Source organism: Bacillus hominis, assembly GCF_018332515.1.
In the GTDB taxonomy this organism is placed as follows: Bacteria; Bacillota; Bacilli; order Bacillales; family Bacillaceae_G; genus Bacillus_A; species Bacillus_A hominis.
The window spans coordinates 1-26,076 of sequence record NZ_BOQD01000144.1; the positions used below are offsets into that span (position 1 = coordinate 1).

26 protein-coding genes and 2 pseudogenes are annotated in these 26,076 nt (G+C 33.9%); 5 read left to right on the forward strand and 23 right to left on the reverse strand.

Annotated elements, in window-relative coordinates:
- Positions 1–140: 140 nt before the first annotated feature.
- From KI356_RS15130 to cpaB, 14 genes are all read right to left on the reverse strand, one after another.
- Entirely contained in the window at positions 141–302 is a 162-nt protein-coding gene (locus KI356_RS15130; protein ID WP_000130909.1) for a hypothetical protein, read from the reverse strand.
- A gap of 111 nt (positions 303–413) precedes the next feature.
- A complete protein-coding gene (locus tag KI356_RS15135) occupies positions 414–1,037 on the reverse strand; it encodes a hypothetical protein (protein ID WP_001088469.1) in 624 nt (207 codons plus the stop codon).
- A complete protein-coding gene (locus tag KI356_RS15140; protein ID WP_000029928.1) occupies positions 1,034–1,579 on the reverse strand; it encodes a hypothetical protein in 546 nt (181 codons plus the stop codon). The genes KI356_RS15135 and KI356_RS15140 overlap by 4 nt, the downstream gene beginning before the upstream one ends.
- A 38-nt stretch (positions 1,580–1,617) precedes the next feature.
- The gene (locus tag KI356_RS15145) at positions 1,618–3,543 is read right to left on the reverse strand and encodes a WxL domain-containing protein (RefSeq protein WP_212935812.1); all 1,926 of its coding nucleotides are present in this window, start codon (positions 3,541–3,543) and stop codon (positions 1,618–1,620) included.
- A 31-nt stretch (positions 3,544–3,574) separates the two neighbouring features.
- Positions 3,575–4,660, reverse strand: a complete 1,086-nt coding sequence (locus KI356_RS15150) for a DUF916 domain-containing protein (RefSeq protein WP_212935813.1) — start codon at positions 4,658–4,660, stop codon at positions 3,575–3,577.
- 70 nt (positions 4,661–4,730) lie between these two features.
- Entirely contained in the window at positions 4,731–5,336 is a 606-nt protein-coding gene (locus KI356_RS15155) for a WxL domain-containing protein (RefSeq protein ID WP_000672678.1), read from the reverse strand.
- A gap of 71 nt (positions 5,337–5,407) precedes the next feature.
- Positions 5,408–5,614, reverse strand: coding sequence for a hypothetical protein (locus tag KI356_RS15160; protein WP_000880715.1), 207 nt, complete (start codon positions 5,612–5,614; stop codon positions 5,408–5,410).
- A gap of 72 nt (positions 5,615–5,686) precedes the next feature.
- On the reverse strand, positions 5,687–5,890 hold the full coding sequence (locus KI356_RS15165) for a hypothetical protein (protein ID WP_000879955.1): 204 nt from the start codon (positions 5,888–5,890) through the stop codon (positions 5,687–5,689).
- 65 nt (positions 5,891–5,955) lie between these two features.
- Positions 5,956–6,162 carry a hypothetical protein gene (locus KI356_RS15170; RefSeq protein WP_000956356.1) on the reverse strand — a complete coding sequence of 69 codons (207 nt, stop codon included), beginning with the start codon at positions 6,160–6,162 and terminating at the stop codon, positions 5,956–5,958.
- Between the two features lie 42 nt (positions 6,163–6,204).
- The gene (locus KI356_RS15175; protein ID WP_000201162.1) at positions 6,205–7,071 is read right to left on the reverse strand and encodes a type II secretion system F family protein; all 867 of its coding nucleotides are present in this window, start codon (positions 7,069–7,071) and stop codon (positions 6,205–6,207) included.
- A 1-nt stretch (position 7,072) separates the two neighbouring features.
- A complete protein-coding gene (locus tag KI356_RS15180) occupies positions 7,073–8,005 on the reverse strand; it encodes a hypothetical protein (protein WP_000555804.1) in 933 nt (310 codons plus the stop codon).
- The gene (locus KI356_RS15185; RefSeq protein ID WP_000264620.1) at positions 7,998–9,434 is read right to left on the reverse strand and encodes a TadA family conjugal transfer-associated ATPase; all 1,437 of its coding nucleotides are present in this window, start codon (positions 9,432–9,434) and stop codon (positions 7,998–8,000) included. Before KI356_RS15185 ends, KI356_RS15180 begins: the two co-directional genes overlap by 8 nt.
- Before the next feature lie 15 nt (positions 9,435–9,449).
- On the reverse strand, positions 9,450–10,271 hold the full coding sequence (locus tag KI356_RS15190) for a CpaE/TadZ family protein (RefSeq protein ID WP_000441033.1): 822 nt from the start codon (positions 10,269–10,271) through the stop codon (positions 9,450–9,452).
- A gap of 16 nt (positions 10,272–10,287) precedes the next feature.
- A complete protein-coding gene (cpaB, locus tag KI356_RS15195; RefSeq protein ID WP_000804792.1) occupies positions 10,288–11,148 on the reverse strand; it encodes a Flp pilus assembly protein CpaB in 861 nt (286 codons plus the stop codon).
- Between the two features lie 374 nt (positions 11,149–11,522).
- On the opposite strand from cpaB, the gene KI356_RS15200 reads away from it, so the two are divergent.
- From KI356_RS15200 to KI356_RS15210, 3 genes are all read left to right on the forward strand, one after another.
- On the forward strand, positions 11,523–11,759 hold the full coding sequence (locus tag KI356_RS15200) for a hypothetical protein (protein ID WP_212935814.1): 237 nt from the start codon (positions 11,523–11,525) through the stop codon (positions 11,757–11,759).
- Positions 11,732–13,092 (forward strand): IS3 family transposase gene (locus tag KI356_RS15205; protein ID WP_103102378.1). Its coding sequence is split into 2 segments (ribosomal slippage): positions 11,732–12,188 and positions 12,188–13,092, totalling 1,362 coding nucleotides; the frame shifts between segments, so codons are not numbered across the junction. The genes KI356_RS15200 and KI356_RS15205 overlap by 28 nt, the downstream gene beginning before the upstream one ends.
- 156 nt (positions 13,093–13,248) lie before the next feature.
- Positions 13,249–13,611 (forward strand): hypothetical protein, encoded by a 363-nt coding sequence (locus KI356_RS15210; RefSeq protein WP_000532241.1) that lies wholly within the window; start codon positions 13,249–13,251, stop codon positions 13,609–13,611.
- A 346-nt stretch (positions 13,612–13,957) separates the two neighbouring features.
- On the opposite strand, the gene KI356_RS15215 is transcribed toward KI356_RS15210, so the two are convergent.
- From KI356_RS15215 to KI356_RS15250, 8 genes are all read right to left on the reverse strand, one after another.
- Positions 13,958–14,119 (reverse strand): hypothetical protein, encoded by a 162-nt coding sequence (locus tag KI356_RS15215; RefSeq protein ID WP_000358423.1) that lies wholly within the window; start codon positions 14,117–14,119, stop codon positions 13,958–13,960.
- 131 nt (positions 14,120–14,250) lie between these two features.
- On the reverse strand, positions 14,251–16,596 hold the full coding sequence (locus KI356_RS15220; RefSeq protein WP_001239423.1) for a hypothetical protein: 2,346 nt from the start codon (positions 16,594–16,596) through the stop codon (positions 14,251–14,253).
- A gap of 148 nt (positions 16,597–16,744) precedes the next feature.
- Entirely contained in the window at positions 16,745–17,911 is a 1,167-nt protein-coding gene (locus KI356_RS15225; RefSeq protein WP_212935815.1) for an S-layer homology domain-containing protein, read from the reverse strand.
- A 255-nt stretch (positions 17,912–18,166) separates the two neighbouring features.
- Positions 18,167–18,562: a DUF4320 family protein gene (locus tag KI356_RS15230; RefSeq protein ID WP_001181745.1), complete on the reverse strand. Its 396-nt coding sequence runs from the start codon at positions 18,560–18,562 to the stop codon at positions 18,167–18,169.
- 25 nt (positions 18,563–18,587) lie between these two features.
- Positions 18,588–19,037 (reverse strand): hypothetical protein, encoded by a 450-nt coding sequence (locus KI356_RS15235; protein ID WP_001168864.1) that lies wholly within the window; start codon positions 19,035–19,037, stop codon positions 18,588–18,590.
- Between the two features lie 16 nt (positions 19,038–19,053).
- Positions 19,054–20,553 carry a hypothetical protein gene (locus KI356_RS15240; RefSeq protein WP_000239320.1) on the reverse strand — a complete coding sequence of 500 codons (1,500 nt, stop codon included), beginning with the start codon at positions 20,551–20,553 and terminating at the stop codon, positions 19,054–19,056.
- 19 nt (positions 20,554–20,572) lie between these two features.
- The gene (locus KI356_RS15245) at positions 20,573–21,526 is read right to left on the reverse strand and encodes a hypothetical protein (RefSeq protein WP_001002940.1); all 954 of its coding nucleotides are present in this window, start codon (positions 21,524–21,526) and stop codon (positions 20,573–20,575) included.
- 709 nt (positions 21,527–22,235) lie between these two features.
- The gene (locus tag KI356_RS15250; RefSeq protein ID WP_000557422.1) at positions 22,236–23,372 is read right to left on the reverse strand and encodes a hypothetical protein; all 1,137 of its coding nucleotides are present in this window, start codon (positions 23,370–23,372) and stop codon (positions 22,236–22,238) included.
- A gap of 906 nt (positions 23,373–24,278) precedes the next feature.
- Here KI356_RS15250 and KI356_RS15255 point away from each other — a divergent pair.
- A pseudogene (locus tag KI356_RS15255) lies at positions 24,279–24,386 on the forward strand (transposase); the annotation flags it as partial.
- Positions 24,387–24,397: 11 nt separating this feature from the next.
- Positions 24,398–25,510 (forward strand): RNA-guided endonuclease TnpB family protein, encoded by a 1,113-nt coding sequence (locus tag KI356_RS15260; RefSeq protein ID WP_000160678.1) that lies wholly within the window; start codon positions 24,398–24,400, stop codon positions 25,508–25,510.
- 317 nt (positions 25,511–25,827) lie between these two features.
- Here KI356_RS15260 and KI356_RS15265 read toward each other — a convergent pair.
- Positions 25,828–26,076, reverse strand: a pseudogene (locus KI356_RS15265) (DUF3967 domain-containing protein); the annotation flags it as partial.

Below are 26,076 nucleotides of genomic sequence, written 5' to 3' on the forward strand. Positions count from 1 at the left end.
AAAGTATCCTACACGAGATATTGAGTCATATCTCATCGTCATTTTAAAAGACCTCCATTTTATATGGAGGTCTTTTTTTAGGGGATAAATAAATAACTACTAATTTTCCACGGCAGGAAATTCCCCCTACACATTCTCTATTAATATCCACCCATTTTAATTACTAACATAGTCATAAACATACTAAACATGAGGCTTTTTAAGTACTTATTTTCATCTTTTGCTACAAAAATAGCTAAACAGCAGAATAAAGCCCATCCTAACCAAAATAGCATTCCTAAAATCATTGGTAAATCAGTCAATTAAATCTACTCCTTCGAATGTTTTATCTATTACATTATTTAATATATTCATTTTGACTTCATATTTTAAGACCAAAATAAAAAAGACAGAAGTTTTTCTGTCTTTTTTATTTATCTTAAAGTAATCCATTCATAACTTGCCCACTCTTTTGGTTTTTTATCGTACTTAATACGACCAGTCGTACAGAATGAAGCAATCATCCATTGTATAATGTTCATCTTGGCATATGGATCAATACAATCCTCTATTTTTTTTAATTGATAGCCTGTACTATTTTTCTGCCAAATTGTATATAAACGAAAATGAGTTGTCGTAACAAGCCTAGCTTTTGTTGTAACTTGCCATTTTGCAATTTTCGTTAAATCCTCTTTTACTTTTCTCTCATACTCTTGTTTTATCACTTTATAAGTCTTGTCTTTATTAATTAATCCATTAGAGAATGTAAAAGGCATTTGATGCACCTCATAAACTGTTCCTTCTTCATCTCCTAAAATATTTGATTCTACTAGGAATATGTTTTTTAGTTTTAACTGTTCCGTTAATTCTTTTCCGCTCCGATAAAACGGTTTTTTTATCTTCTGAAGCAAGACAACCTGTACAATTAATCCAATTAGTAACGGATACGCTAGTATAAACACCATATTAATAAACATATTGGTAATAAGTACCCCTACTAATGCGAATATCGTGAAGTAAATATAAGTTTCTCTTTGATGAATGATTCTACTATTCAAGCTAAAATACCTCCGTTTTGATAAATAGTGAAAGCAACATATACAATTGCTCCTAATAAAATAGAACAAGCCCCCGGAAAGCTCTGTATCAGCTGTATATCTTTCTTTGGTAGCTTTGCCCCAAATATAGAAGCAGCATGCTCCAATTGGTCTTTAAACGCCCCCACAAACCCCAAAATTTTAATTAATCGATACACACTAGCAATCCAAAAGAATAGTAAATGGAAAGCTGTTAATGTAATAGCAGTAAGGATTGCTGATTCTTCCACTAAATTACTAACATATATAGCTACCACCACAAGCATTTTTGTATCACCGGGTGAAGAAAATTTAAATGTCTCTAACAACAAACCACACGCTAATGCCATAGCTAGTACAATCACAATCTCTTTCCCTGTTCTTATTCCAGCAAAATACGTGATTCCTATACCTACAATTAAGAATAGCAAATGCCATATATTTTTCGTTTTTCTATATTTCAAATCAGTAAATACATTCAGGGCCATATATCCTAGTAGTATTCCTATTACATATATACTCATAATTTTTTCTCCTTATTTTTTCCTATTTTAATGAATTATTACGGTCCACTCACTAGAGACCAGGTGACCGTAGAAGTATAAGTAGCTTGCCGATTCTTCCCTACATAAGTTGTCCCTGGATCTAACTGCAGTTGTAATCCATTTTGTCCAAAATCGACTTGATATTCTCCAATTGCTACATCTTTTGAAGCCCGTATAATAGTGTGTGCCGCCCCAGTATCAATAGGTGTACTTGGAATTTGTATGATAGGTTTCCCTGTCTCTGGACCTTTTACTTTAGTTATACTTACCTGATTTTTTAAGGATAAAGAACCCTTTGGCAATTGTTTTGCAATATTCGGCTCTGTAAATGGAGAAATTGTCATATTCAATCTCCATCCATCCGCTTGATTTCGACTATCATGTATCATGAGTTTCCCTAATGTACCAAATGAATTTTGCTTTTCTCCATTTAGTTGAATAGGAGTAAACTCTACACTTTTAGGAACAGTAAGCATGTCTACTCGTCCTTTTTGTGTTGTAGATATATGCTTCGTCGTACTTTTATTCCCAGCTTTATCTACTGTACGGATATGTACATATTGTGGTTTCGCATAATCAGTTGGAAACTGAATGCTAGTCTGATTTGTAAACTGAACACCACCCACTTTATCAAGTGAAGTGTCGGATTTATCATTCACTACATATTCATATCCCTTTACACCACTTGTTACAGTTGCAGGAACTTCCTTAGAAAAATCCGAAACGCCATTCCTGCCAACTCCACGAATTTTATAATGATAGGTACTCCCTTCATCTTTAGCAGGGGCAAACGTTACTTTAGTTTCTTTCAGTTCTCTATTTTCAAATTGGAAGCTTTCAGGTGTTGTTGGCACTGCCTGATCTTTTGCTTCTTTATCTACATAGTCAGAGAGTCTACCCTTATATATTTGCTGATTTCCCCTGTATACTTCCGCTTCCGATGCATATCCCACTTTTAACTCATCCACATAGGTAATCCCTTCTGAATAAGCAAGCATATAAAAAGTTACACCTCGTTGCTCGGTAATATAAAACGGATTATTTGCAACTTGAGTATTCATACTAAACGTAGACCATCCATTTATATCTTTATTAGAATCATTCTTTGTGATCGTACGATTATTTGGTAATTGGATAGGTGCTGCCCATTTTCTTGTTTTTAGGCGATCACCTTGTTTCATCGGGGTCACAATAGGACTATTTAATATTACCTTTCCCTTTCCAGAACCATCCTGATACGGTATTACCTTTTCAATCATAGGGGAATCTTGATACACATCTTTGTTTATATCCGAAGTTATATGTCTTCTATCCCCTGGTATGTTGGTACCCGGTTCCTTCTCTGGAAACAAAGAGATATTACTAATTTCTATTTCTTTTGAACCGCCTGGAACATCTTTCAAAACAGTAGCATTATAATAGTCAAATTCTCTCCCTGTTTCCCAGCCTCCATCACCATAGAAACTAATTCTTCCTAATCCTTGTGACTTTGCTTTAAACGTTGCTGAAATATAAGCATTATTAGGTACGTTTAATCGCTTAAAAACAGCAATGGAACTCTCTCTTACTGTATAAGGATATAAGACTCGATTCCCTCCCGATTTTGTATCAAATACTTTGTATCCGCTAGTATCTGTACCATTTGGATAAAAAACTTCAGATTGTAAACTTTGATTCCCGTTACCGTAAAACTCTCCCCAACCACTCATCAAATTAACGTCTTTTGGGTTATTAAAATCAATTTTCCATAGGACGTCCTGCTCTAAGATATCAATCGCCCATTCTAGCTTCACTTCATTTTCTTTTCCATTTGCAGTGAGTGTTGGAATACCATTTTGCTGTTTTCCTATTTGATCAGCTAATATAGAGTTATCTTTTGAATCAATAATTAAGCACGATACACCCAAAAGTATGATTGAAGTAAGAACCTTCCCCCATTTCACTGTTTCCTCCCCCATTTCATTTTTATGCTATCTATGCTGCCTTATTTTGCTCCTTCTGATTTTCATGTTTCTTTCTCCACCATACAAATACAAACATTGAAATAACTAATATGAAAACACCAGCGGCTATTATATATATTTGATTAGAATATCCAGGCAACACTTTTATTGCACCTGTTTGTTCCGCATAATCTGTCACATTAGAAGCAGTTATGCGTATCTGTTCTGTATATGTTTTTGGTATACCATTCTCTTTTATAGTGACTTTTAGTGTATACTTTCCATCTTTATATTCTTTCGCTTTCCATGGGATTGCTAATCCTACCTTAGATTTTGGCGCTACATTGAATGCTGGAATATTACCATGAAACAGAACGTTATCCTGGGATAAAACTTCATAGTAAACTGCTACATCCCTTACAATATTTGCATTTGTATTTTGAATAAGTGCATGGACTTGTGGTTGTGTTGGATAAGATTCAACAGTTGTGCCATTTAGTTTAAGAGGCGTTTTATTGACCCAATTTTCAGTCTCTTCACTATTCAATTGTATTGCTACCGCATATTCAATGCTATTATGTACAGAAAAGTTCAATCCGTCCTTTTCAAGCTTCTGTCCTTGGGTATCGTGCGCTAACTCAAATAATAATCCACCCAAAAACACTCCATCTTGATTTGGTGTCGTTAAATGTACCTCTATAGTTTTCGTTTGATTCCCCTCTAAGTTAACAGCGTCAGGTGCTTGAACATACTGATCCATATAGAAATCTGTATCTGTTAATATACTTTGTGAGACTTCACGATTTGTTACATACATAATACCTCCGTTTGTAGAGGTGAGAGCGTTAGCGACTTTTACATTGACTTTGATTGGAGTATTAGCTTTATTGTGTACATCCATTTTTACTGTTTGATTCTGTTTCTTTTTCACCTGTAAATTAAAATAATTTTTTATATCACCTAGTTGATTATCCGGGACATGAATGCTTACATCAAATGGTAAACTATCTTGTTTTTCTTGTGCATAAACTACTTTAAAAGGTTTTAAGCTTATACTTAAAATGAATATAATCACAACCAAAATACTAATTAAAATTTTATATACATAGCTTTTCATTCTGCCCCTTCTTTCTATGTATAGAAGAGAATCATACATACGTGATTCCCTTCTATATGATAAATTTCTTTTAAGGTCCTGTTACAATAGAATATGTCAGTTTTGACTCATATGAGGTAGCACCAGCCTTATTCTCAACATACGTACTATGTGGATTTAACGTTAAAGCTAGAGATTTATCATTGAAACTAACATTATATTTCCCCATACCTTCATCTTTTTTCGCACTTAAAATCGTAACTTGATTATCAGTATCTATAATAAAGTTAGTCGTTTTAAACTCCGGATTTGGTGAACTTGTCCCTCCAACTTTCGTTATAGCAGCACCACCACTATTCAAAACTAAGGAACCCTTTGGAAGTGTCCGATTTGACTTTGCATCTCCACTCACTTTAAATTGATCTGCTTTTACATTGATTCTCCAACCATTCCCAGAACCAGTTGCATCTGTCACTGTTAGTACACCAGGATTTGCATGTGTTACTTGTGTTTCTCCACTTAGTGTTACCGCGTTAAAGTTACTAACTGGTGTAACAGCAATATTATGTTCCCCACCTGTTATACTTTGATTTAGTTTTGTATCAGCTGTTGTTGCTGCACTTGCAGGTGTACTAATTAATGACATGCCAAGGGCTAATGTTGCTAATGTAGGAATCATTACTTTACTGAATTTCATCATAGTACCTCCTTATATTTTAAAAGGAGGGAGCTATATAAAACACGCCCCCTCTTATTTTCAATTAAAATTTATTTTTTGTTCCAAGAATCTACATCCGCATTGCTTGATGCTTTTGTGAATCGAGCTAGAATTGTATCATAACCGCCTTGGATTGCTTTCCATACAAATGGCCCAATTACTAATACAATAATGACCGCTAAAGCGATTAACATACCGTTTTCTGATGATAGTTGTGAATCCTCATTTTTTAACCAATTCTTCATATTTGCTAACATTACATTTCGTCTCCTTTATATATCGATTTTAAGAATTTACTAAAATAAGAACTTAATTATTTAAATCTTTTATTACTTATTCCAAGAATTTACGTCTGCATTGCTTGATGCTTTTGTGAATCGTGCCAGGATCGTATCATAACCACCTTGGATTGCTTTCCATACAAACGGCCCAATTACTAATACGATAATGACCGCCAAGGCAATTAACATACCGTTTTCTGATGATAGTTGTGAATCCTCATTTTTTAACCAATTTTTCATTTTTGCTAACATGATTGAATCTCCCTTATTCATTTATTTGAACTATATACATAATAAACATCATGAACCTAAAACTTTTATTTCTTGTTCCAAGTATTCACATCTGCATTGCTTGATGCTTTTGTGAATCGAGCTAGAATTGTATCATAGCCACCTTGGATTGCTTTCCATACAAATGGTCCAATTACTAGCACAATAATTACCGCCAAGGCGATTAACATACCATTTTCTGATGATAATTGTGAGTCTTCATTTTTTAACCAATTCTTCATTTTCGTTAACATATATTTTGCTCCTTTACCTATTCCATTTTGAATAATGTTTTTCTATATACTTGCAAATCCTTGCATTAAGGATTGAATAACAATAACCATTGGATAAATTACAATACATCCAATAACAGCTACGTTAAATTTATTCATTTCCATTGGCTTATTTTGAATGAGACGGTTATAGTTCTCATGTTTTAACTCACGCATCATTTTAATCTGTGCATCCATAATACGAAGACTCTGTACCTTATCCGTTTTTTGTGCTTGTTGCAATGCAATAGTAAAGGTATTTACTTCTGGACTATTTAAGGCTGCTGCAAAGTTTCTAAATGGTTGATCCGAACCCGCATACATTTCTAATTCCGCTGTAAGTGTAGATACATACGGTCGAAGATGTCTCCCGGCATATATCTGCGCCTTTTTTACTGCTTCTAATGTTGTATGTGTTTTTAACAACTGCAGCATAGGAATTAAATACTCCGGTAATTCGAACTTCCTTGCTTCTATAGCCTGCTTGATTCTTCTCTTTAATAGATAATCAGGATAGAAATAAAGTAGCGGTGAAATTAAAACGCCCACTTTAAATAAGTAGTAATCATGAAACACCGTACATATCAAGAAAACAGAGGTGAAAATGATGGGATAGGCAACCTTCATTTTCAAATATTCTTCTGGTTTCGTATCCAAACCAGCTTCTTCTAATTTTTTTTGGATCTGCTCTTTCTTTTCTTCTGTCAGATACTTATGTGATAACGACTGGAAGGGAGCAAGCATCATTTGATTTAAATTCTTTTTTTCAATTCGTTTTGCATTTTCTACATAGTTTGTAAGTAGGCTACCGCTGTCTTTTTTACTTTGTAGAAAGGTAGAGAATACCCAGTACATGACAACGAATACCACTAAAGCTAAAATCGTAGCCACTTTATTCCCCTCTTTCTGTTGGATTATAATTTGCAATCTTTTCTACACGGGTTGCTAAGAAAAAGACAATTAACATATTTACCGCTAATGCAATTTTCCCCATCATAGAACCTGCTAAAAATCCATATGCTTCTTTTGACATCAACATAATCACAATCGGCATGGCAATCACGATTAAGCAGTTCTGTACAAACGCACGTTGTGCTTGCGACAAACTAGAACGTAATCTTGCCAGATATAGCTTTTGTTTTTCGAAATCTTCTGCAATATCTAATAAGACTTGTACTGAATTCGCCCCGCCTTCTCGACTACACACTTCCAACATTTCATGGAAGAAAACCAATTCTCTAAAATTAAAAGTTTCATTGAATCCTTTAAATGCACGGTGCATTGTAGTTCCACCTTCTAATAAAAGAGAAACTTTTTCTATTTCTTCTTGAATACTCTCATGCATCATTGGCTTTACTTGTACTAACACGCGTTTAGCGTTATTACTAATTTGAAGCGCATTCGCTACTGCCTTCATATAAATAGAGAGACGGTCAATGACAACCAAGTAGTAACGTTTTTTTCTTCGATAGAGAAGAAATCTCGGAACTAAAAATCCACATAAAGCAGAAATCAGGGTAAAAGGATCTCTTCCAAATGAGAAGTAGAATATTGCTGCTATACTCATTCCCGAAAGAATCGTATATACCCAGTACATGCTTTTCGTCAATTTCCACTCGTACTTTTGGGCTTCTTGGATAACAGATTGTGGAAGATACATTCGTATGCCTTTAATATTCCTTAATTCCAAGCGCCTTTCTTCTTTCTCATTTTCTTGTACAAATTGGGAAAGTGCAGAACCTTTAGATTTTGCAAAAAGTAAAACAAGTAATACTACACTAATAAAGATTAATAATATACATCCATAGGCGAACAAACTATGCATACTGCACCTCCTGTTGTGATAGGAACGGTGCATAAAGAGCTGGATTTACAGAAGTAGCAGAACGGAATTTTTTCTCCATTTTAGCTGACATTTTCCCTGTAATAATGTGCTGTCCATGAATTTTTCCTATGCTTTCATTTATCTCATCCTGTTCCTCGTATGTCGGGATAAACTGAGAAAGTTCATTAAACTGTATATCACCTCGATAATCTAATAATTCAATCATCTCTGTAATATAACGATTCCCATCATCTTTCTTTTCTAAAAAGACAATCACATCGAATGTCTGTGAAATTAATTCATATAAATACTGGGCATCAATATTCGCACCACTTTGCAGACACATGAGCATTAAACGTCTGACTGCTTCTATGGCACTTCTTGCATGGACAGAGGTAAAGCCAGGGTGGCCTGTTTGGAAAAAGTTAATCATTTTTAATGCTTCTTTACCCCTCGATTCCCCTACAATTAATCGCTTTGGTCCTTGACGTAGTGCATTCGTTAACAATCTATCAAAATCAATTGCATTTTCTTCTACTTCCGATGCCCTACATTGCATCGGAACAAAGTGATGTTCTGGAAAAATTCGATGCAAATATAATTCAGGGTTATCTTCTACTACAAGAGTACGTTCTTTTTTCTTTCCTTTCGGAATATGAGAAGCAAGAAATTTCATAAACTCTGATTTCCCTGTCCCTGTTGCTCCAGCGACTAGAATATTCATTTTGGCTTTCACGGCTGCAGCCAAAAAGTCCAACATCTCTTTTGACGCTTGATTAGTAGATAACATTCGCTCTTCAGAAGCACGAAGATGATCTGCATTCTTACGAATCGTTATTGTTGTCCCGAGTCCCCCAAGTTCATCTAAAGCAATATTGATACGGATATAGGGAAACACGCAGTCCACATATGGTTTTGCTGTATTTAATGACTCTGACGTACTATTTACCATCTTATAGGCTAAAGCCTTTACCTCTTCTTCCGTCTCAAATCGGTAAGGGAATGTTAACTCTCCCTCTCCAATTTTTTCGTAAATAATTTCTTTTGTACCATTGATATAAATATCGGTTACATCCTGATCTTCTTTTAAAGGTTCTATAATTCCAAATCCCACAATATCATCACATACCATATTTAATAATTGTTCAGAAGGTACATCTGAAATGACGACTTGATTACTTAATAGAAAACTTTTAATGATTTGTTCTACAGCTGCTCTCTTTTCTTTATTCATAAAAGATTCGCTTAAAATATCACGATGGTCTTTTACTAAAAATGCACGAATTTCATCCGTGATATCTTTAATTTGTTGAGCTGTAGTTGTTCCTAACTTTCGAGCTGATTTGGAACGAATCATATAACCAAAATGATATAAATCAACTCGATTTCGCTTTAAGGCGACTTGTTTTCCCTGTAAATAGCCCCACATACTACTGCCTCCCTTTTAATTTCGTAAACCAAAGAGACCCTTTTTCATAGAGGATGTATGCTGGGTTGGAATATCAAGACCAGCTGCTTCCATAATGTGATGGACCTTTGTATTAATTTGCGGGGAACCAAACTGCATCCCCCATTCATAACTCGTACGATCCCTGTCATACGGAATTGTCACCGCAATTTTTTGGGAAGATAGCTTTTCAATATCTTCTACATAATCCTCATCTGCCATATTTAAAACATGAATCATACGAGGCAATGTTAGCTTTGCTTCTTCTAGTAGTTGTAATTCTCTTTTAATTGCTATTGCACCACGAGGGTTGCCGTTTAACACATGAATTACAAGGTCTGATTGGTATAGGATTGGATAACTCAGAACCTCAGATAATTCAGTTGGTACTGATAGAATGATAGAATCGTATTCTGTATCTACAAGTGATTCTATAAATGTCGTTACAAACAGTTCTTTGTTTTGAATCTCTGGGAATTGAGCTAAGTTATAACCTGATGGAAACACTAGAAAATCCATCTTATCGTGCAATTTTTGCATCAACCTTGGATTCATTTTTCTCTCTAATAAATCTTGCTTGGTACAAATATATTGCGAGAGATTGTATTCATTTTCTTTTCTTACAAGTTCTAAGATGTTTTTACTATCGTGGCTAAGACCAGTTCCAACCGCAAAGCTAGGTCTTACTTGGTCTGCTTCAACATAAAGCACCTTTTTCCCTAAATGAGCTAATTCATTTGCCATCGCAATACTTAATGTGCTTTTCCCTACATTTTCGTTTGTTGCATAAAAGGCAATGATTCTTGCTTGCCGCTCCATCTTAATAACCCCTTTCTTACTTAGATTCATTCAGATACTGTGCTACATACTCTTTTACATTTTTAGAAATTGGATTAGTCGAATGCTTCTCTACATAGTCTAAAATGTTCTTTTGATCAGATATTTGTGAGAATCCTTCAGCTGGTTCTAATTCTTTCCCTGTTTGCTCCACCTTTTGTCCAACTGCAACAGGAATGACATCTCCAAGTGTTTTTGCACGATTTAAGTATTGAAGTTGTTCAGGGGAAACAGCCAGTGTGTATAATCGCGTTACTTTAGGCTTTTGTTTTCCTTCTTGTTCCTCTTTTGATTCTTTCTTTTCTAGCACAAATGCATCTTCTGTATTGCTATCTTTTGCAGCCGTCACACGTACACGTTGGAACAGACCACCAAAGACAACCTTCTCATTGTCTCCTTCTTTCACAACTTGTTTGAAATACAAGTCCACATACGTGTTTGGGATAATACTATTCCCTGAACTTGTTTCTAAATCAACGAGTAACGGGAAAGCAACTTCTCCATCTTTCAAATTTAAAATAGCAGAGTCCGGTAACTCCTCTTTCTTTACTACTTTGTTTTTAAAGAGATAGCTATTTTCTGTAATGGGTTGCCCATCATTTGTCCACTTACCTACAACCTCTTTTTTATTTACACGTAATGCATTTGGGGGAATCGCATCACCAGGTAAAGTTCGTTCCACTAGCATGTCTTCTTTAATTTCTGTATGTGCAGGTATATCCTTTGCGGCTACAACAATCTTTGTTGGTTTTACAGCATTTTCTACTGCGAAATGATTGTATCCATAGATACCCGCTACTGTTGCAGCAGCTAGACCTACCGCAACAATCTGCTTCTTTTGAAACTTAGATGGCTTCAATGTTTGTATTCCTCCTTATGTAGCCTTTAAACGCAAAAAAAGGACACACCTATGGCATAATGCGCCTTAGGTGTGTCCTTTTAGCTAATCTAAAGTCTATATGAAAATGTTGGATTTGGTTTCTTTAATATTACAATTTCAATATTATGATATATAGAGTTATATGTCAATCATTTCTAAAAAAAATATTATTTTTACCATTTCAAATCTCTGATTCCAAAACTCAAAAACCCTTAAAAACATTGTCATATCAAGGTTTTTAAGCTATTAACCCACCCGTAAATATGGTATAATTAATATAACGTAACTGAATATTTCAGGGTGGTTGGTTGCTATCCTTTCTCTTTCATTTTATGGAGAAAGGAGGTGATCGCATGGAAATACTTTTCATAATAGCAATTGAAATTTTAAAAGTAATTGCTAGAGAAGTCGCTGTGTTTTTTGCAAAACGAGTAGGTAAATACCTATCAACGTCTTGGAAGAAAGCACAAAAAAAGCGACGAAAAACGAAAAGAACCACCCACAATGTGAACCGCACCCAATTTGTTAGACACTTACTAACAATTGGAGGTGCGGTTTTATTATGTCTAGAAAATATACATTTGAGATAAAGAAAAATGCTGTTGAACATTATTTAAATACAAATGATTCGTTTAAAGTGACAGCCAAAAAATATCAAGTGAGCTATACTTTACTAAAAGAATGGGTGGCACGTTCTAAAAAACAAGGGATAGAGTCCTTGAATTCTAAATTTACAAGATACGATGTTCGATTTAAAATGGAAGTATTAAATTATATGAACAATACCGGAGCTTCGCCCCTACAAGCTGCAGCTATGTTTAATATTCCATCACCTAAAACTATTAGGAAATGGCGGACAATACTAGAGTCACAGGGAATAGAAGCTCTTCGTAAGACAAGTAAGGGGTATTCTACTGTGAAGAAAAAGAAAGCTATTGCGCCTAAACAAAAACAAGATAAGAACTCTCAAAGCGATTTACAATCAGAGATTGAATATTTACGAATGGAAAATGCTTATTTAAAAAAGTTACACGCCTTAATTCAAGAGAAAGAGAAATTACAGAGAAAGACAAAGCGTACATAATATTTGAGTTAAGGCATGAATATAAAATTATGGACTTGATTAGAATGGCTAAAATTGCCCGTAGTACGTATTATTACTGGGTGAAACAAATGGAACGAGAAGATAAATATAAAGACGTTAAAGAAGCAATTAAACAGATTTTTCATGAACATCAAGGACGATACGGATATAGACGTATCACTCTAGAATTGCATAATAAGGGCTATAGGATTAATCATAAAACTGTCCTTCGTTTGATGAATCAATTAGGGTTAAAATCGTTGGTAAGAATCTCTAAATACCGATCATATCGTGGGAAAGTTGGAAAAGTGGCACCTAATGTCTTGAAACGAGATTTCAAGGCCACTCGCCCTAATGAAAAGTGGGTTACAGACGTTACTGAAGTTCACTTATTTGGTGAAAAACTCTATTTATCTCCTATTCTAGATTTGTTTAACGGTGAAATTATTTCTTATAATATTGAGAAACGTCCTACTTTCCTTTTAGTTGAAAGGATGTTAGATCAAGCATTAAAACGCTTGAATAAAGAAGATACTCTTATTCTGCATTCAGATCAGGGGTGGCACTATCAAATGGACAAATACCAGCATACTTTAAAAGAACATAATATAATTCAAAGTATGTCCCGTAAGGGAAATTGCTTAGATAATGCAGTCATAGAAAATTTCTTTGGCTTATTAAAGTCTGAATTACTTTACCTTAAAGAATTTGAAAGTATGGAACACTTTAAAATAGAATTAGAAAATTATATTCATTACTATAACCATAAAAGAATTAAAACAAAATTAAAAGGATTGCCCCCTGTACAATACAGAATTCAATCCTTATTAGCTGCTTAAATATTATGGATTCAAATGTATTTCTCTATTTTGGAAAGCTTTTCTTGGTAAATGGACGTAAATAAAACTTACATCCAGAAACTACAACTACCGTTATCTTATGAATGATATAATTTATAGGATAAGGCTAGATTTAATGGAAATAGGGGGAGACATATGGGAAGAGAAATTGAATTTAATACCGAAGACATGACCCTAAAGTTAACTGGGATAACAGGTTTATTTGCATTAAAATTAAAATTGAAAATTCCTTACGATACTGTTAAAAGTGTATATGTTGACTATTTTGATGCCCCTCAATGGATGCTCAGAATGCCTGGAACTTCAATTTCGGCACTTAATATTTTTGAAGGTAGTTTTAAGTATAGAGATGAGTGGTATTTTCTTTCTTATGAAAACAGAGTGCCACTTGTAATGATTGAACTAGAAGGGCATGAAAAGTATAGGTATGTTTTTTTTGAGATTGATAATCCAACTAGCATAGTAGCTGATATTCGGAAACGTATTGTTGAATTATAAATAAAAAAAGGTATTCTCAGATATAGAAAACACCTTTTCAATCCACAACTATCTTTTATAATAGTATACTTTTTATATGATCTAAAACATTTTCAAGTCAAACAAATATACGTCTAACTTTTTGGGTTCAGTTCAAGCGTGTGAAGGGCGGTTCTAAGAAAAAATAAACTTTTTAGCAACTAGCCACCTTGCGGTAACAGTTACATAAGGCGAGATGTTGGAGCATCTCGTCTTCTTTAGTTTATGCAAAAACTATTGTTATAATACTTCTACACTTATTATAACATCAACTATTGTACATGTCATGCAGATTTATCCGCGATAGTTGATAAAAAAGACATTATTATTAAAACGAAATCAATTTTGTTCCTGTTTCAAAATACTTTGCAGGAGCATAACTTGTCCCATTTCGATCTTGAAATTCATTTCCAACATATATTGATACTATCATTGCGATTACTCCAATAAAAATCACTCGTCTCACACGCTGCTTTTTCTTTTTATCCACTCAAAATTCCCCTTTCTATGAAAAAAGGCACACCCCATTAAGGGGTGTGCCTTTGGTTTATCCATTCAGCTACTAGTTCAAGAAGGATTATATACTTTTGTCGATTCAAGTCATTATACAATACTATTTATCTAATTTCTATTCTTCATATAGTACCAATTTGATAAATCAGTAATAATATTTTCCTTTCCAACCCAATTCCAACCTGGTGTTTGCACAGGGAATGGAAGATCCGCAAGCACCCTTCTCTTTTTAAAATCATCGTACGCAACACCTTTAATTTCCACTTCATCTGTCAGGCACAAACTCATTTCATTCACACCTGCTGGGTTTGTTTCAACATTGAACGAATATTTTCCATCTTTTGTTTTTAATGGCGCATACCATTTTCGTTGGCCATCAATAATTTTTTCCTTACCATCCCAATATAAAGACTTAGTTGGTCTTTTACTATCAAAGACATGTCCTGTTACTTCAGACAAATACATATTTTTAGGTAGGAATTTAGATGTTAAGCCATTATTAGAAACACTCTCTAAATCATAAGCTGTTTTTAGTCCTTCATCTGCAAATGGATACTGTGCCGTTGCTTTTGTAAATACACCTGGATAATTGGTATTCCAATCATTTTTGTATTTCCCATTAACTTCATAAGAAAAACCATACCCCGCATGGAGCTTAGATGGTTCTAAATTATCAATACTTCCACTTAATGTTTCATAGAACATTTCTCCCACTGTGTCCTCTTTTGACACACGTTCACTTACTGTTTCTACCACACCTTTTACACTCGTTACTCCGCACATTCCTTTTTCATGAGATGGTGAATAGATAGCTGTTTTAATAGGATTATTTTTGTATGTGGTTTCTTCTATATCTAATCGGTTACCAGCAGGGTTAATTTCTGCCTGAATTGTTCCTTTCCCCTTATGTTGCCAGCCAAGGTTCAAGGTTTTCTTTTCTCCCTCAGTTAACCTTACCTTTTGTGTTGCTACTTGTTGTCCGTTATGCTTGAGCACGACTACCGTTTCAGGATTTGCATACTTCGCTTCTAGCGCATCTAACTTTTTAATTTTATTTTTCTCTTTTTCTAACTTCTGCCTTGCTGTATCTAACCTACTTGCTGCACTATCCAATCTATTTTCTTCCCAAGAGCAGTCTCTATCGTAATAGTGATGGTTTCCTTCTGCATCTACCTCATGAATTGGATTACGACGGCAATAACTAAGACTAGATTGCGCACTATCTCTATCGGATTCAGAACTATTTACCGCTTGCTCGGACTTATTAATATTGTTATTTACCTTTGCTCTATATTGGTCACGTTCGGGTTTAAAATTATCACGTGATACATCTATTCTTGTTTTTATATTCTTTCCTTCTCTTGCTGTTTCTCCTTCAATTCGGTCAGCAGAGAAATCGATTTTATATTTAAAATCATCTTCATCACCTGGATCTGGATTAGGGGTTACTTCTGTACCACAGTTACCATTTATGGTGAAATCAACAGTTTTCTCATTTGATTCCCTTTGAACAGCATCAATGGCTTTAATTTTCGCAGTATATCGGCCACACATTTGTGGCTGCCACTTTAGTTCTTCTGACTTAAATTGCCCTGCATCACCTTCATTTGGTTTTTGATTATCTTTTTGCGGAGTTGAACGCAGATAATTTTCTTGATGATACACGGTTTCGCCATCTTTTGTAATATCTAACATCCATTTAACTCGGTTCCGTTCTCCGGCAGCTTTTTGATAAGGGTTTATTGTTGTTCCATTAGGATCTCGGTCATTGTATCCTTTATTTTTACTTACATATTCAAAACCGTTAAATGTAAATTTTACGGGTATATCTTTTTTCCCACTCGTAGCTTTAAAATCTTTTATTTGAGGTTTACTTGTGCGTACATACCACAAGCTATACCTATTCACGTCATTTACACCACCAGCCCCTGCATATCCGCCAGAAAGATAAGCAATGTCTCTAATCCAATAGAACTCTCCATAAGATTTATCTGAAAACCCATTTTTAATCCTATGTGGAATTAAGTTTCTTAAAACGAATTCAGGGTTACCCCAATATTTACTTGCAATTATATCGTTTGTAATTCTCTCTATTTCGGTTACCATTCTATCTCCCACTACAACTGAAGGGTTAATGTAGCCTTCAGTTGATATACGCACATAAGGTTCTGAATGGTCTTCATTTTGGATAAGGTTTTCCCTTGAATTCCCCCAATTAAAAGAACCATTATAAACAGCAGGAAAATGTAAATCCGCTTTATAATCGAACTCTTTTGTTTTATAACCACTTCCTGGTCTAAGTAGCTTCCCATTCAATTGTAATTCAGGTGATTTTAAAGACGTGTCTTCATTCCCATTATAAAATGGAATATCCCCATTATTTGCACTTGCTACTGATGGCCATACCAACATCACTGAAACACACGTTAATAGTATATTTTTTCGCAGTCTCATAACCTCACTCCTTTTAACATAAAAAAAGGACACACCCGTACCTTGGTAGGTACGTAAGGTGTGTCCTTTACGTAAATAAATTGTATATTAGTTAATTATTATATTACATCTTTAAATGTATCAAATGTAGCTTTAAAATGCAATAATATTATACACGCACTTGAATGTACATCATATGATCAGCTGTAGAGTGCCCTACACGAACTTTATAATTTCCTTTTTCATAGTTATTAATTTCTTGAGCATCTACAGTTTCCTGAATTTCTTTATCTAGAACTAAATCTGAATTTAACATAGTAGTCCACTTTTTAGCTAACTCAATAGTTGCTTCGTTATTATCTAGGAAAATAATTTTAAAATCATTTTCACTTACCGCATCAATATAAACTTGTGCACCAATTGTACCTGCTGGTAAGTACATATTTTTATCAACCAGTCTAATTGTTCCATTTATATCTGCATACTTAAGGTTAGTACCATATTTACTATTCACACTCTTAATAAGATTTTGCGCTTCTGTAGAAATGGATTTTTGAGCAATCGGGTTTTTCATAGCGTTTGGATTATACGTAACTTCCTCTGTAACTAAACCTTTATCTATACTTGATGGTGGCTTCACTTCTGGTTTTTCTTCTGGTTTTGTTTCAGGTTTTGGATCTGGCTTCACTTCTGGTTTATTCTCTTTTTCTACTGCATTAATAGAGTTATATAAGAACTGGCTATATTGTTCACGAGTTACATGTGCATATGGTGAATACATTTTACCTCCTGTACCAATAGTAACGCCATTTTCTTCTAATGCACTAATTGCTTTTAATGCCCATGAGTTTTTATCAACATCAGTAAAGGAAGTTGTCTTAGTAGCTTTGAACTTGAAAGCATTTGTAAGTACTTGCGCCATTTGTTCACGAGTTAAGACATCATCTGGACCGAATTTCCCTTCACCATAACCATTTACTAGACCTGCTTTAGCAAGTGCTCTAATTTCTTTTTCAAACATGTGTCCTCTAATATCTGTAAATGGATTTTTGAAGCTAGCATCTGCATCTGCTGGTTTAACGTACATATAAATCATACGAGCAACTTGCCCACGAGTTACATTGTCACCAAAACCAAAGATATTATTTCCGTATCCTTGTACTACTTTACGATTTGTTAAATCATAAATTGCTTTTGTAGACCAGTGATTTGCTGGAACATCACTGAATTTTAATGAGTCTGTGTTATCAGCCTTAGCAGTAAATGCTCCTGCTCCTAGTAATGATGTACCCATAATTGTTAATGCTGTTGCTGTTTTTAAAAATTTGTTAGCCATTGTTTGTTCCTCCAAGTATATTAGTTTTTTAATAGATTCCTTTATTGTATCGAATTTAAATATAAAATCCAGATACTTTAACATATAAATTTATAAATTAGCGTTTTTTTATAACCGCTGTTCTATATGGAAAATATTACCATATAAAAATAGGCTTGTAAAGTATTTTTATATATTTATTTATAAATATTTATTTCTAGTAAAAAAACTACACTTTTCAGTATAGTTTTTAACTCTTTATATATATTGATATTCTCAACGGAAATAGATTTGTCCCATTCCATCTTTGTTAGCCCATATTGGTGCTTTCACACTATCAATCCCTATCATTTTAAAAATAAAGAAGTGATGTTCAGCTTTTATCTTAAAATTTAACGGCTGATTATGATCCACGCGCCCTTTAGTATATTCATATTTCCATCCATCCATATTCTGCTCTTTCATTTTCTTCTCTATATCAGGAATTAGATTTACGTTTTTTCCTTCATATGTGTACTGAAAACCACCTGTTTGTTCTGCTAACTCTACTGTACTAGAAGCAAAATCATGTGCTTTTACTAACTGCATTCCATACAGTACACCTTCTGGTATAAGAGTTATCAATAATAAAGAAAGCGTTAGAAAAAGCGCTGTTGTTACTGTATTTTGCATTTCTTACACACCTACTTTTTCTTATTTATTTCACGTTTCCTCCAGCTTTCTTGTTGTCAGAATCTGCTTCATAAATAAATATGTGTCTTGCGTTACTCTTAATGTTACCTTTCTTTTCATCAAATTGTTTCGTATAACTAGCAGCTTCCGCTTCTCCTTCAACCGCAATCATTGCAGGTTGCTCTTGTACAGCATGTACAGAAAACTCTCGTTTTGATGCAGGATCCTTAAATGTTGCATTTTGTTTATAAGACTTTTCAAATTCTTTCTTTGCGATACCTGGTTCAATAGCAATTTCTTCTTGCGCTCGTAAAACACCTACTTTTACGGCTTTATCCATTGCTGTACTTCCAGCGCGTTCTGATGCAGACTTATTATCTGTGTGTGTTGTATCTCCAATAATCATATCTGTCATTAAGAATAAACAGCCAACAAATAATAATATTGAGGCGGCCCCTATAATAAATTTTTGCATCTTTCTTCACCCCTCCTTAATTTTCAGACTTCCGAAATCGAAATCCACTTAAAATGGAACTTTTCTTTTGATTCAACAATTGGTTTGGCAGTAATAACTCTGCTATTTCCTTCATTATTCCTTCAAGCTCTTTATAATAGTTCCGACTAGATAGTAACGTACTACTTTTTAATTGAGATTCAAATACATCCTCTATCTCATATGGTGCTAAAGCAGTTAATACCTTATCGCCAAAACATTCTTCTACTACTTCATGCTTTAAAAGTGCAGTAGAAAACTTATTCCCAATAATTCTCGTTTTCTCTAAAACTAAGTAAGAAACAAGTTTTCTCTCCTTTTGTGTAAGAGGATGCGCTATCTTTAACAATTGATGCAGATCTGGTTCTGCTACAAAGAAAATAAAATCTGCCATTTCACATATTTCATGGTATAAATCTTTATCCCAATCGTACCCCGCATCAATAATAGATATAGGCGCTTCTTGGTTAGCCAATAATACCTTAATAAAATGGTCAAAGTCCTGCTCTGTTTCGTTTTTCAGCTCTTGGTCCACTATAGGATTCTTTACGATATAATTTATTCTTCCTTGCTTCCATTTTGGAATTGATAATATATCAGATTCCTTCTGTAGCATCTCCTTATATCGCTGTAACATAAATTCACTACGATAGTTTTCTGGTGCTTCTGTATATCCCTTTAATAAAGGATACGTATATCCATCATCATATAGATTCTCTATATAGTTCACATCAATCTGTAGTTCATTTAAGTAAGCAGCTAAAAGATGTGAAACAAAAGTTGCACCACTTCTTTTGTTCATGCTGGCCACAACAATTGTTCTTCTCGGAATAGCAATACCTATTTGTTTTTCATATACCGGCTCAAAAGCCAATTTATATTGTTTTTTTATAATAGGTGCTTTTTGTGACTCACCTGGAACAGACTTACGCTTTTGATTGTTTTTAAATAGTTTCTTGGAGTTAGAGGAAGCTTCATTGTTGCCACCTTCCTCTAATTCACTTGATACTTCCTCTTCTTCCTCATCAACAGGAACTTCGGGTAACTTTGTTTGTTGTGGTGCCTGACTTGCGCCTACAATTTCTGCTACATTTTTAATATCCGACTCCTGTAGCAGCTGCGGGATAACTTTATTATCAATATCAATTCTACGAGAGTTAAAAATGTCATAGATACCTAGATAAATCAGTTTCGCCAAAAACTCATCATCATTTTCACGCTCTGTAAATACCACAATACGAATATCTCGATTAAAGCGAATATCTCTTAGTTTCTGTAAGATAATCAATTCACGTTTCTCTTCATGTCCCGCATCAATATTTAATCGTTTGTCATTAATACATAGAATATCGGGCTGTTCTGTATCTAGAATTTCATCTAGATACTTGATATGCATCACATCACTATCAGCTACTTCAAATCCCGCACCAATAAAATCCTCACGTAAATATGCCGTATATACAGTATCACTAATAGCTAAAACGATTTTTTTCACCATAGTTAACCTCCTACAAAATCTAACGTTGGATTAAAATCATGTTTTCAATTGGAATTTGTGCCTCAAGATGAACCTTCCCAATAATCTCATTCAAAATATACTCAATTTCAACTTGTTCCATTGTACGTGGAGCTCCAAAATCAGAATTTAGCTTTACTCGTATTTCTAATCGATCTTGTATCTCATGTAAAGGTGTACCAAGATAAAGAATGCTGTAGTATAAAACACCATCTTCAATATTTTTTTGAATCATATCTTTTGTTTGATGAATAAACGTAACCTCAGCAAGCTCAATAAAAGGATCATTAATTGTTACTTTGCTATTCCAATTTAAATTCCAAATCTCGCAATGTTCTTCCGCATGTACAACAACTCCATTAACAGAAGGCGTAATCGCGAAAAGACGATCTACAGGAACTTTGGTTAACGAGGTACTATTACCTTTCTTTAATTCAATTCCTTTTTCCATTCGCTCATGTTCAAAAGCATATTCAGCACCAGTGAATGCAACTTCGCAAAATACTTGTTCTAACAATGGACGAATCCCTTCATATGTTCGTATAGCAAATACACTAAATTCCTGTGTTTCATCTGTACGAATGATTTCGTACAATTCATATTCAGATGCATTTGCTAAGGCAAAAGGAATATCTTTTATAAAATTCGGATCAGTATATAGATTCTCAGGAATTTGCGTTTCAGGATGATTTATAAACTCAAGGCATAATTGATATCCTTTTAAAAATGCATTTTTAACAGCTGCAGGGAATAGAGTTTCAAAACGTTTCACATTATTTTTAAACGTTTTTTCTTCAATTTCGTTATTAAATTCTCTTTCCTGTAAGATATTTGCCTTATTCCCTAGTAATAAAAAGTAGTGATTAATAATGCGACTAATATCCTCTTCAAATGCTGCATTCTCCTCACAATACTTTGTAAATCGTTCTTTACTCATGTTCACAATTTCGTTCATAGCTTCAAATTCTCCCTTTTTATTGTTATTTATACAAAAAAAAGACACACCGATGGCAGGTTATGTGCCTTCGGTGTGTCCGTTTAGCTAGAAATTAAATCTATTAATTTGTATATTTCTCTTAGTTAATTGTAGTTCACGTATAAGAATACCTCTATGAATTTTAAAAGTCAATAGATTAATTACCTCCTTGTAAACTTATATTTATTCCTTCTTTCTATTTTTCTATGTATTTAATTTAAAAAAATACAAGTAATTAAATATAAATAATCCAAGTATTTTATATAAAAACAACAAGAAATATATATAACTAAACTCAATCATTAATTATAAAGAGATTCAGCAAACACCTCTAAAGCCTTGTATTACATACGTTCCTGGATATTAAGCTAAATTCACTATCGTAATATCCCCATTACATACAAGCTCTACATCATAGAAATCACAAATTAAGAAGTTAAATACCATATTACTAAGAATTCACAAGGTTAGAATCATATTACTAAGATAACCACAAGTATTGAATCGAATTATGAACATACCGAGTCGTAACCAAACATAACGTAAATCAATTATATGCTTCCGTAAAAATGCTAATAGATATATTTTCCTAAATAAAAAAGCATGTCTTCAAATTAAAGAACATGCCAAATAACCCTTGCTTTTAAGTAACTTTTTAACAAGGGTTTCCATATATATTTTTTTAAAATCACATAAATTCCGGATAAACACCATTCTTCTTATGATAATTTATCATTGCATCGTGTTTTTTCCCTGTAGACAAGTTTTTTTCCTTAAAACCTATCCAGGACTCTCTAAACTTTACACGCATAAATGCTGGAATAGAGAATATTTCTTGCTCTTTCAAACAACTTTCCACTTGATCTAATGCATAAGTCATTGCGTAAATTAATAATTCACTTTGTTTTTGTTTCGTCGGTAAATAGATTGCGATATCAACAATTTCTTGTCTAAATGCAGTCATTATATTTTCTTTATCTTTTTTACGTAACGCCTGTCCCATATGTTTCAAACGAGACACCGCTTCTTTTCTGCACTTCGCTACTGGTCTATGTAATTCTTTTTTATCATTCTCAATTACGCAGTTTGAAGAAAATACAACGTTGAACTTCTCAATGATGATTTGTTTTACCTGTTTCCTTGCACTAGTAATTCTTGTTTCATTAGATTTCTTCTCTTTAGAATCGATTGCAGTAAATTGCACGATGGGGTTAATAATTTCTATGTAGTGTCTTACTTTCTTTGCATTACGATTTAATCTCCTTTTTAAGGAAGACATCTTTCTTGTAATCTGAAACTCCTCAATTTTATGTTTATAATGTTCCATACCTACTTTTCTTGAAAAAGTATTGATTAAATCTAAAAGGAATATAATCCCTCTATTATCACGAGCCTTTACTAGACTACTCATTATCGTTGTTTGAATTAGGTGAAATGGAATACGGAAATACGATAGCGATATGCCTGTCATCTTTGCAGTTTCTGCAGTAGTGTGGTTATACAACGCATAATCTACAATTTCATATACAGTACGATTTCCAACAGGTGTTTCTTTTACGAGTCTACGCTCCAAACAAACTTGAAACCCTGTATAAATTGTTGTGTAGGGAATCCCACTTTTCTTAGCAAGATCCATTATTTGAAATTCACGTGGTAGCATTCCTATATCATTGCATTCAAAGTGAAGCAAGATGTAAGTAGCTAAAGCTGAAGATGGTAACTCTTTTCTTTCATTTTCTAGTTTTACGATGTTTAATAGTCCATCAAAAAATTTAACCCCATGAACTTTAAAGTTCTGTTGGGAAAAAGCCATTTGCGTATGCATAATGTTGCTAACTCCTTTCGAAAGAGCAGAAAAAGGCACTGTCATACCACGGATACAAAAATACTACTCTCTTAAAAGAGTAATACTTGTATAACAACGGTAAACAATGCCTAAAATTACGCAAGAAATCCCCTTTTTAAGTTGCACAAATACATAAGATACAGTAAAATTATCTTATAATTTCATGCAAAATAAAAAGGTTTATTGGCTTTGTTTACCGCGGTCGATTGAAAATTTCTTTTGGGATTTTTGTGCGGTGTACCACAATGAAGTAGTTGGCGCTATTTCATTGGGCTGATGAACCTTTTTTTGCTTTTTTATATTTTATTTTTTATTATATAAATATTTTATTATTAATAAATTTGTATCTAAAAAAATACAAAAATATAAAGTAACTACATCATATATAGTTTTTCCCATGGTTGCAAGGTGATTTTTTCAAAAGTATGACCTTTGCTAAATGACTATGTATAAATAACCACCACTCAAACACCTCGTTGAGCGCCGCTCAATCAAAAGTCAATTCACAATAAGTAAGAACAACTTAAACAGCCTCTGATCAACCGCCTGATTGTCGCTCAATTAACAAAATATCATCGATAAAGCGCATTAATGGCACATTTTTCATTATTCACACCTTAAATCACCCAACTAATCACCAGTCACTTGTGTGTAAATACTGTTATTTTCGTATGTAGGTTGAGTGGTGATTGAACGGTTGATTTCATTGCATTAAACCTAATTGTAATCAGTCAATTAATCACCGGTCAATCATATTACTATTTTAGAATGAATGATTAGCGAATGGTTGAGTGATCGAGTGAAGGTGTAAGTTTTGAATAAGAATAAACTGTTTTTTTTATGATTAATATAAAAATAGTTTCATACTACTAATTAAGTAGTATGAAACTATTGAAAGAGATGTTTTGGTCAAGAGGTTTTTGCTTACTAACTACTGGTGGTTCATCAATAGACGTAGTAAAAAAATATATTGAAAATCAAAGTGAAAAGTGAGGTGAAATGATATGACAAAGCATAATAAAGCATATAAATTCCGTTTGTATCCAACAGGAGACCAAGCACATCTTATGCGTAAAACCTTCGGTTGTGTACGTTTCGTGTATAACAGAATGTTAGCCGAACGGAAAGAAGCGTATGAAAAACACAAAGATGATAAGGAACAACTAAAGAAACAAAAGCTTCCCACTCCTGCGAAATACAAAGCAGAATTTGAGTGGTTAAAAGAAGTTGATTCATTAGCACTGGCAAATGCTCAACTAAACTTGCAAACTGCCTATAAGAATTTCTTTCGTGGTCAAAATGACTTCCCAACATTCAAAAGCAAAAAAGACAGAAAGTCTTATACAACGAATGTAGTGAACGGGAATATTATGTTGCTTAACGGTCATATTAAATTGCCAAAACTGAAAATGGTACGTATCAAGCAGCATAGAGAAATACCACAAGACCATGTAATCAAGTCATGTACGATTTCTATGACACCTACTGGTAAATACTATGTGTCTATCTTGACTGAATACGAAAAAGAGATTGTACAAAATGAAGTAGAAACAGTTGTTGGATTAGACTTTGCGATGGATCGATTATACGTTAGTTCTGAGGATGAGAGAGCCAATTATCCTAAGTTCTATCGTGAAATGTTAGACCGATTAGCAAAGGCACAACGAGTATTATCAAGAAGAACAAAAGGTTCTATTCGTTGGAATAAACAACGTATCCGTGTAGCTAAGTTACATGAAAAAGTAGCGAACCAACGTAAGAACTTCCTTCATCATAAGTCTAAAGAGTTAGCTACTCATTTTGATGTTGTAGCTATTGAAGATCTAAATATGAAAGGCATGTCGCAAGCACTTCATTTTGGAAAAAGCGTCGCTGATAATGCTTGGGGTATGTTCACTTCTTTTTTAGCTTATAAACTACACGAACAAGGCAAACAACTTATGAAAATAGACAAATGGTTTCCTTCCACAAAAACATGTAGCAGTTGTGGAAATGTGAAAAACATGTCATTGTCTGAGCGAGTATATTCTTGTATATGTGGTGTAAATCTTGATAGAGATTATAACGCAGCTATCAATATCAAAAATGAAGCAATACGCCTATTAGCGTTGGCATAGATAGCAATAAAATAACCCTTGGAACGAGGGGGTTAGCTCGGTTGTCTTAGGACAAATTCGTTAGCTATCAAAAGTAACGACTAACCGAGAAGCCACCACTTCAAACAGTCCATTAGGACGTTAAGTGGCGGGTAGTTCACAGATTGGAAGAAATAGAATTAGAAAACTCTTTGTATAGCAAAATAAACCTAAGTTCTATGATTATTATAAGTTTAAAACAATAGCTGTGAATGAATCATATTGATAATCAATGAACTAAGCTTTTGAAATGATATTAAGAATAAGCAAAATAAAAAGGCTATCAAATGATAGCCTTTTTATTTTTTTCCAAAAAGCTTAGAGAAAAAGCCGCCTTTTTGTTCAGTATTCTCTTGTCGCTGAGCATTAGCACTTTTTTGTTCTTGAATTAATCGTATAGTACTCATTAACTTTTCGTCACGTTCCTCTAATCGCTTATTGATTCTATCGAAATTATCCTGACTTTGTTTAGCCACCGCAGCGAAGAATTCCATATTTTGTTTTGTTAATTCTTCAGTCACTTTAGCTGTAACTTCCTCAGTAATTTT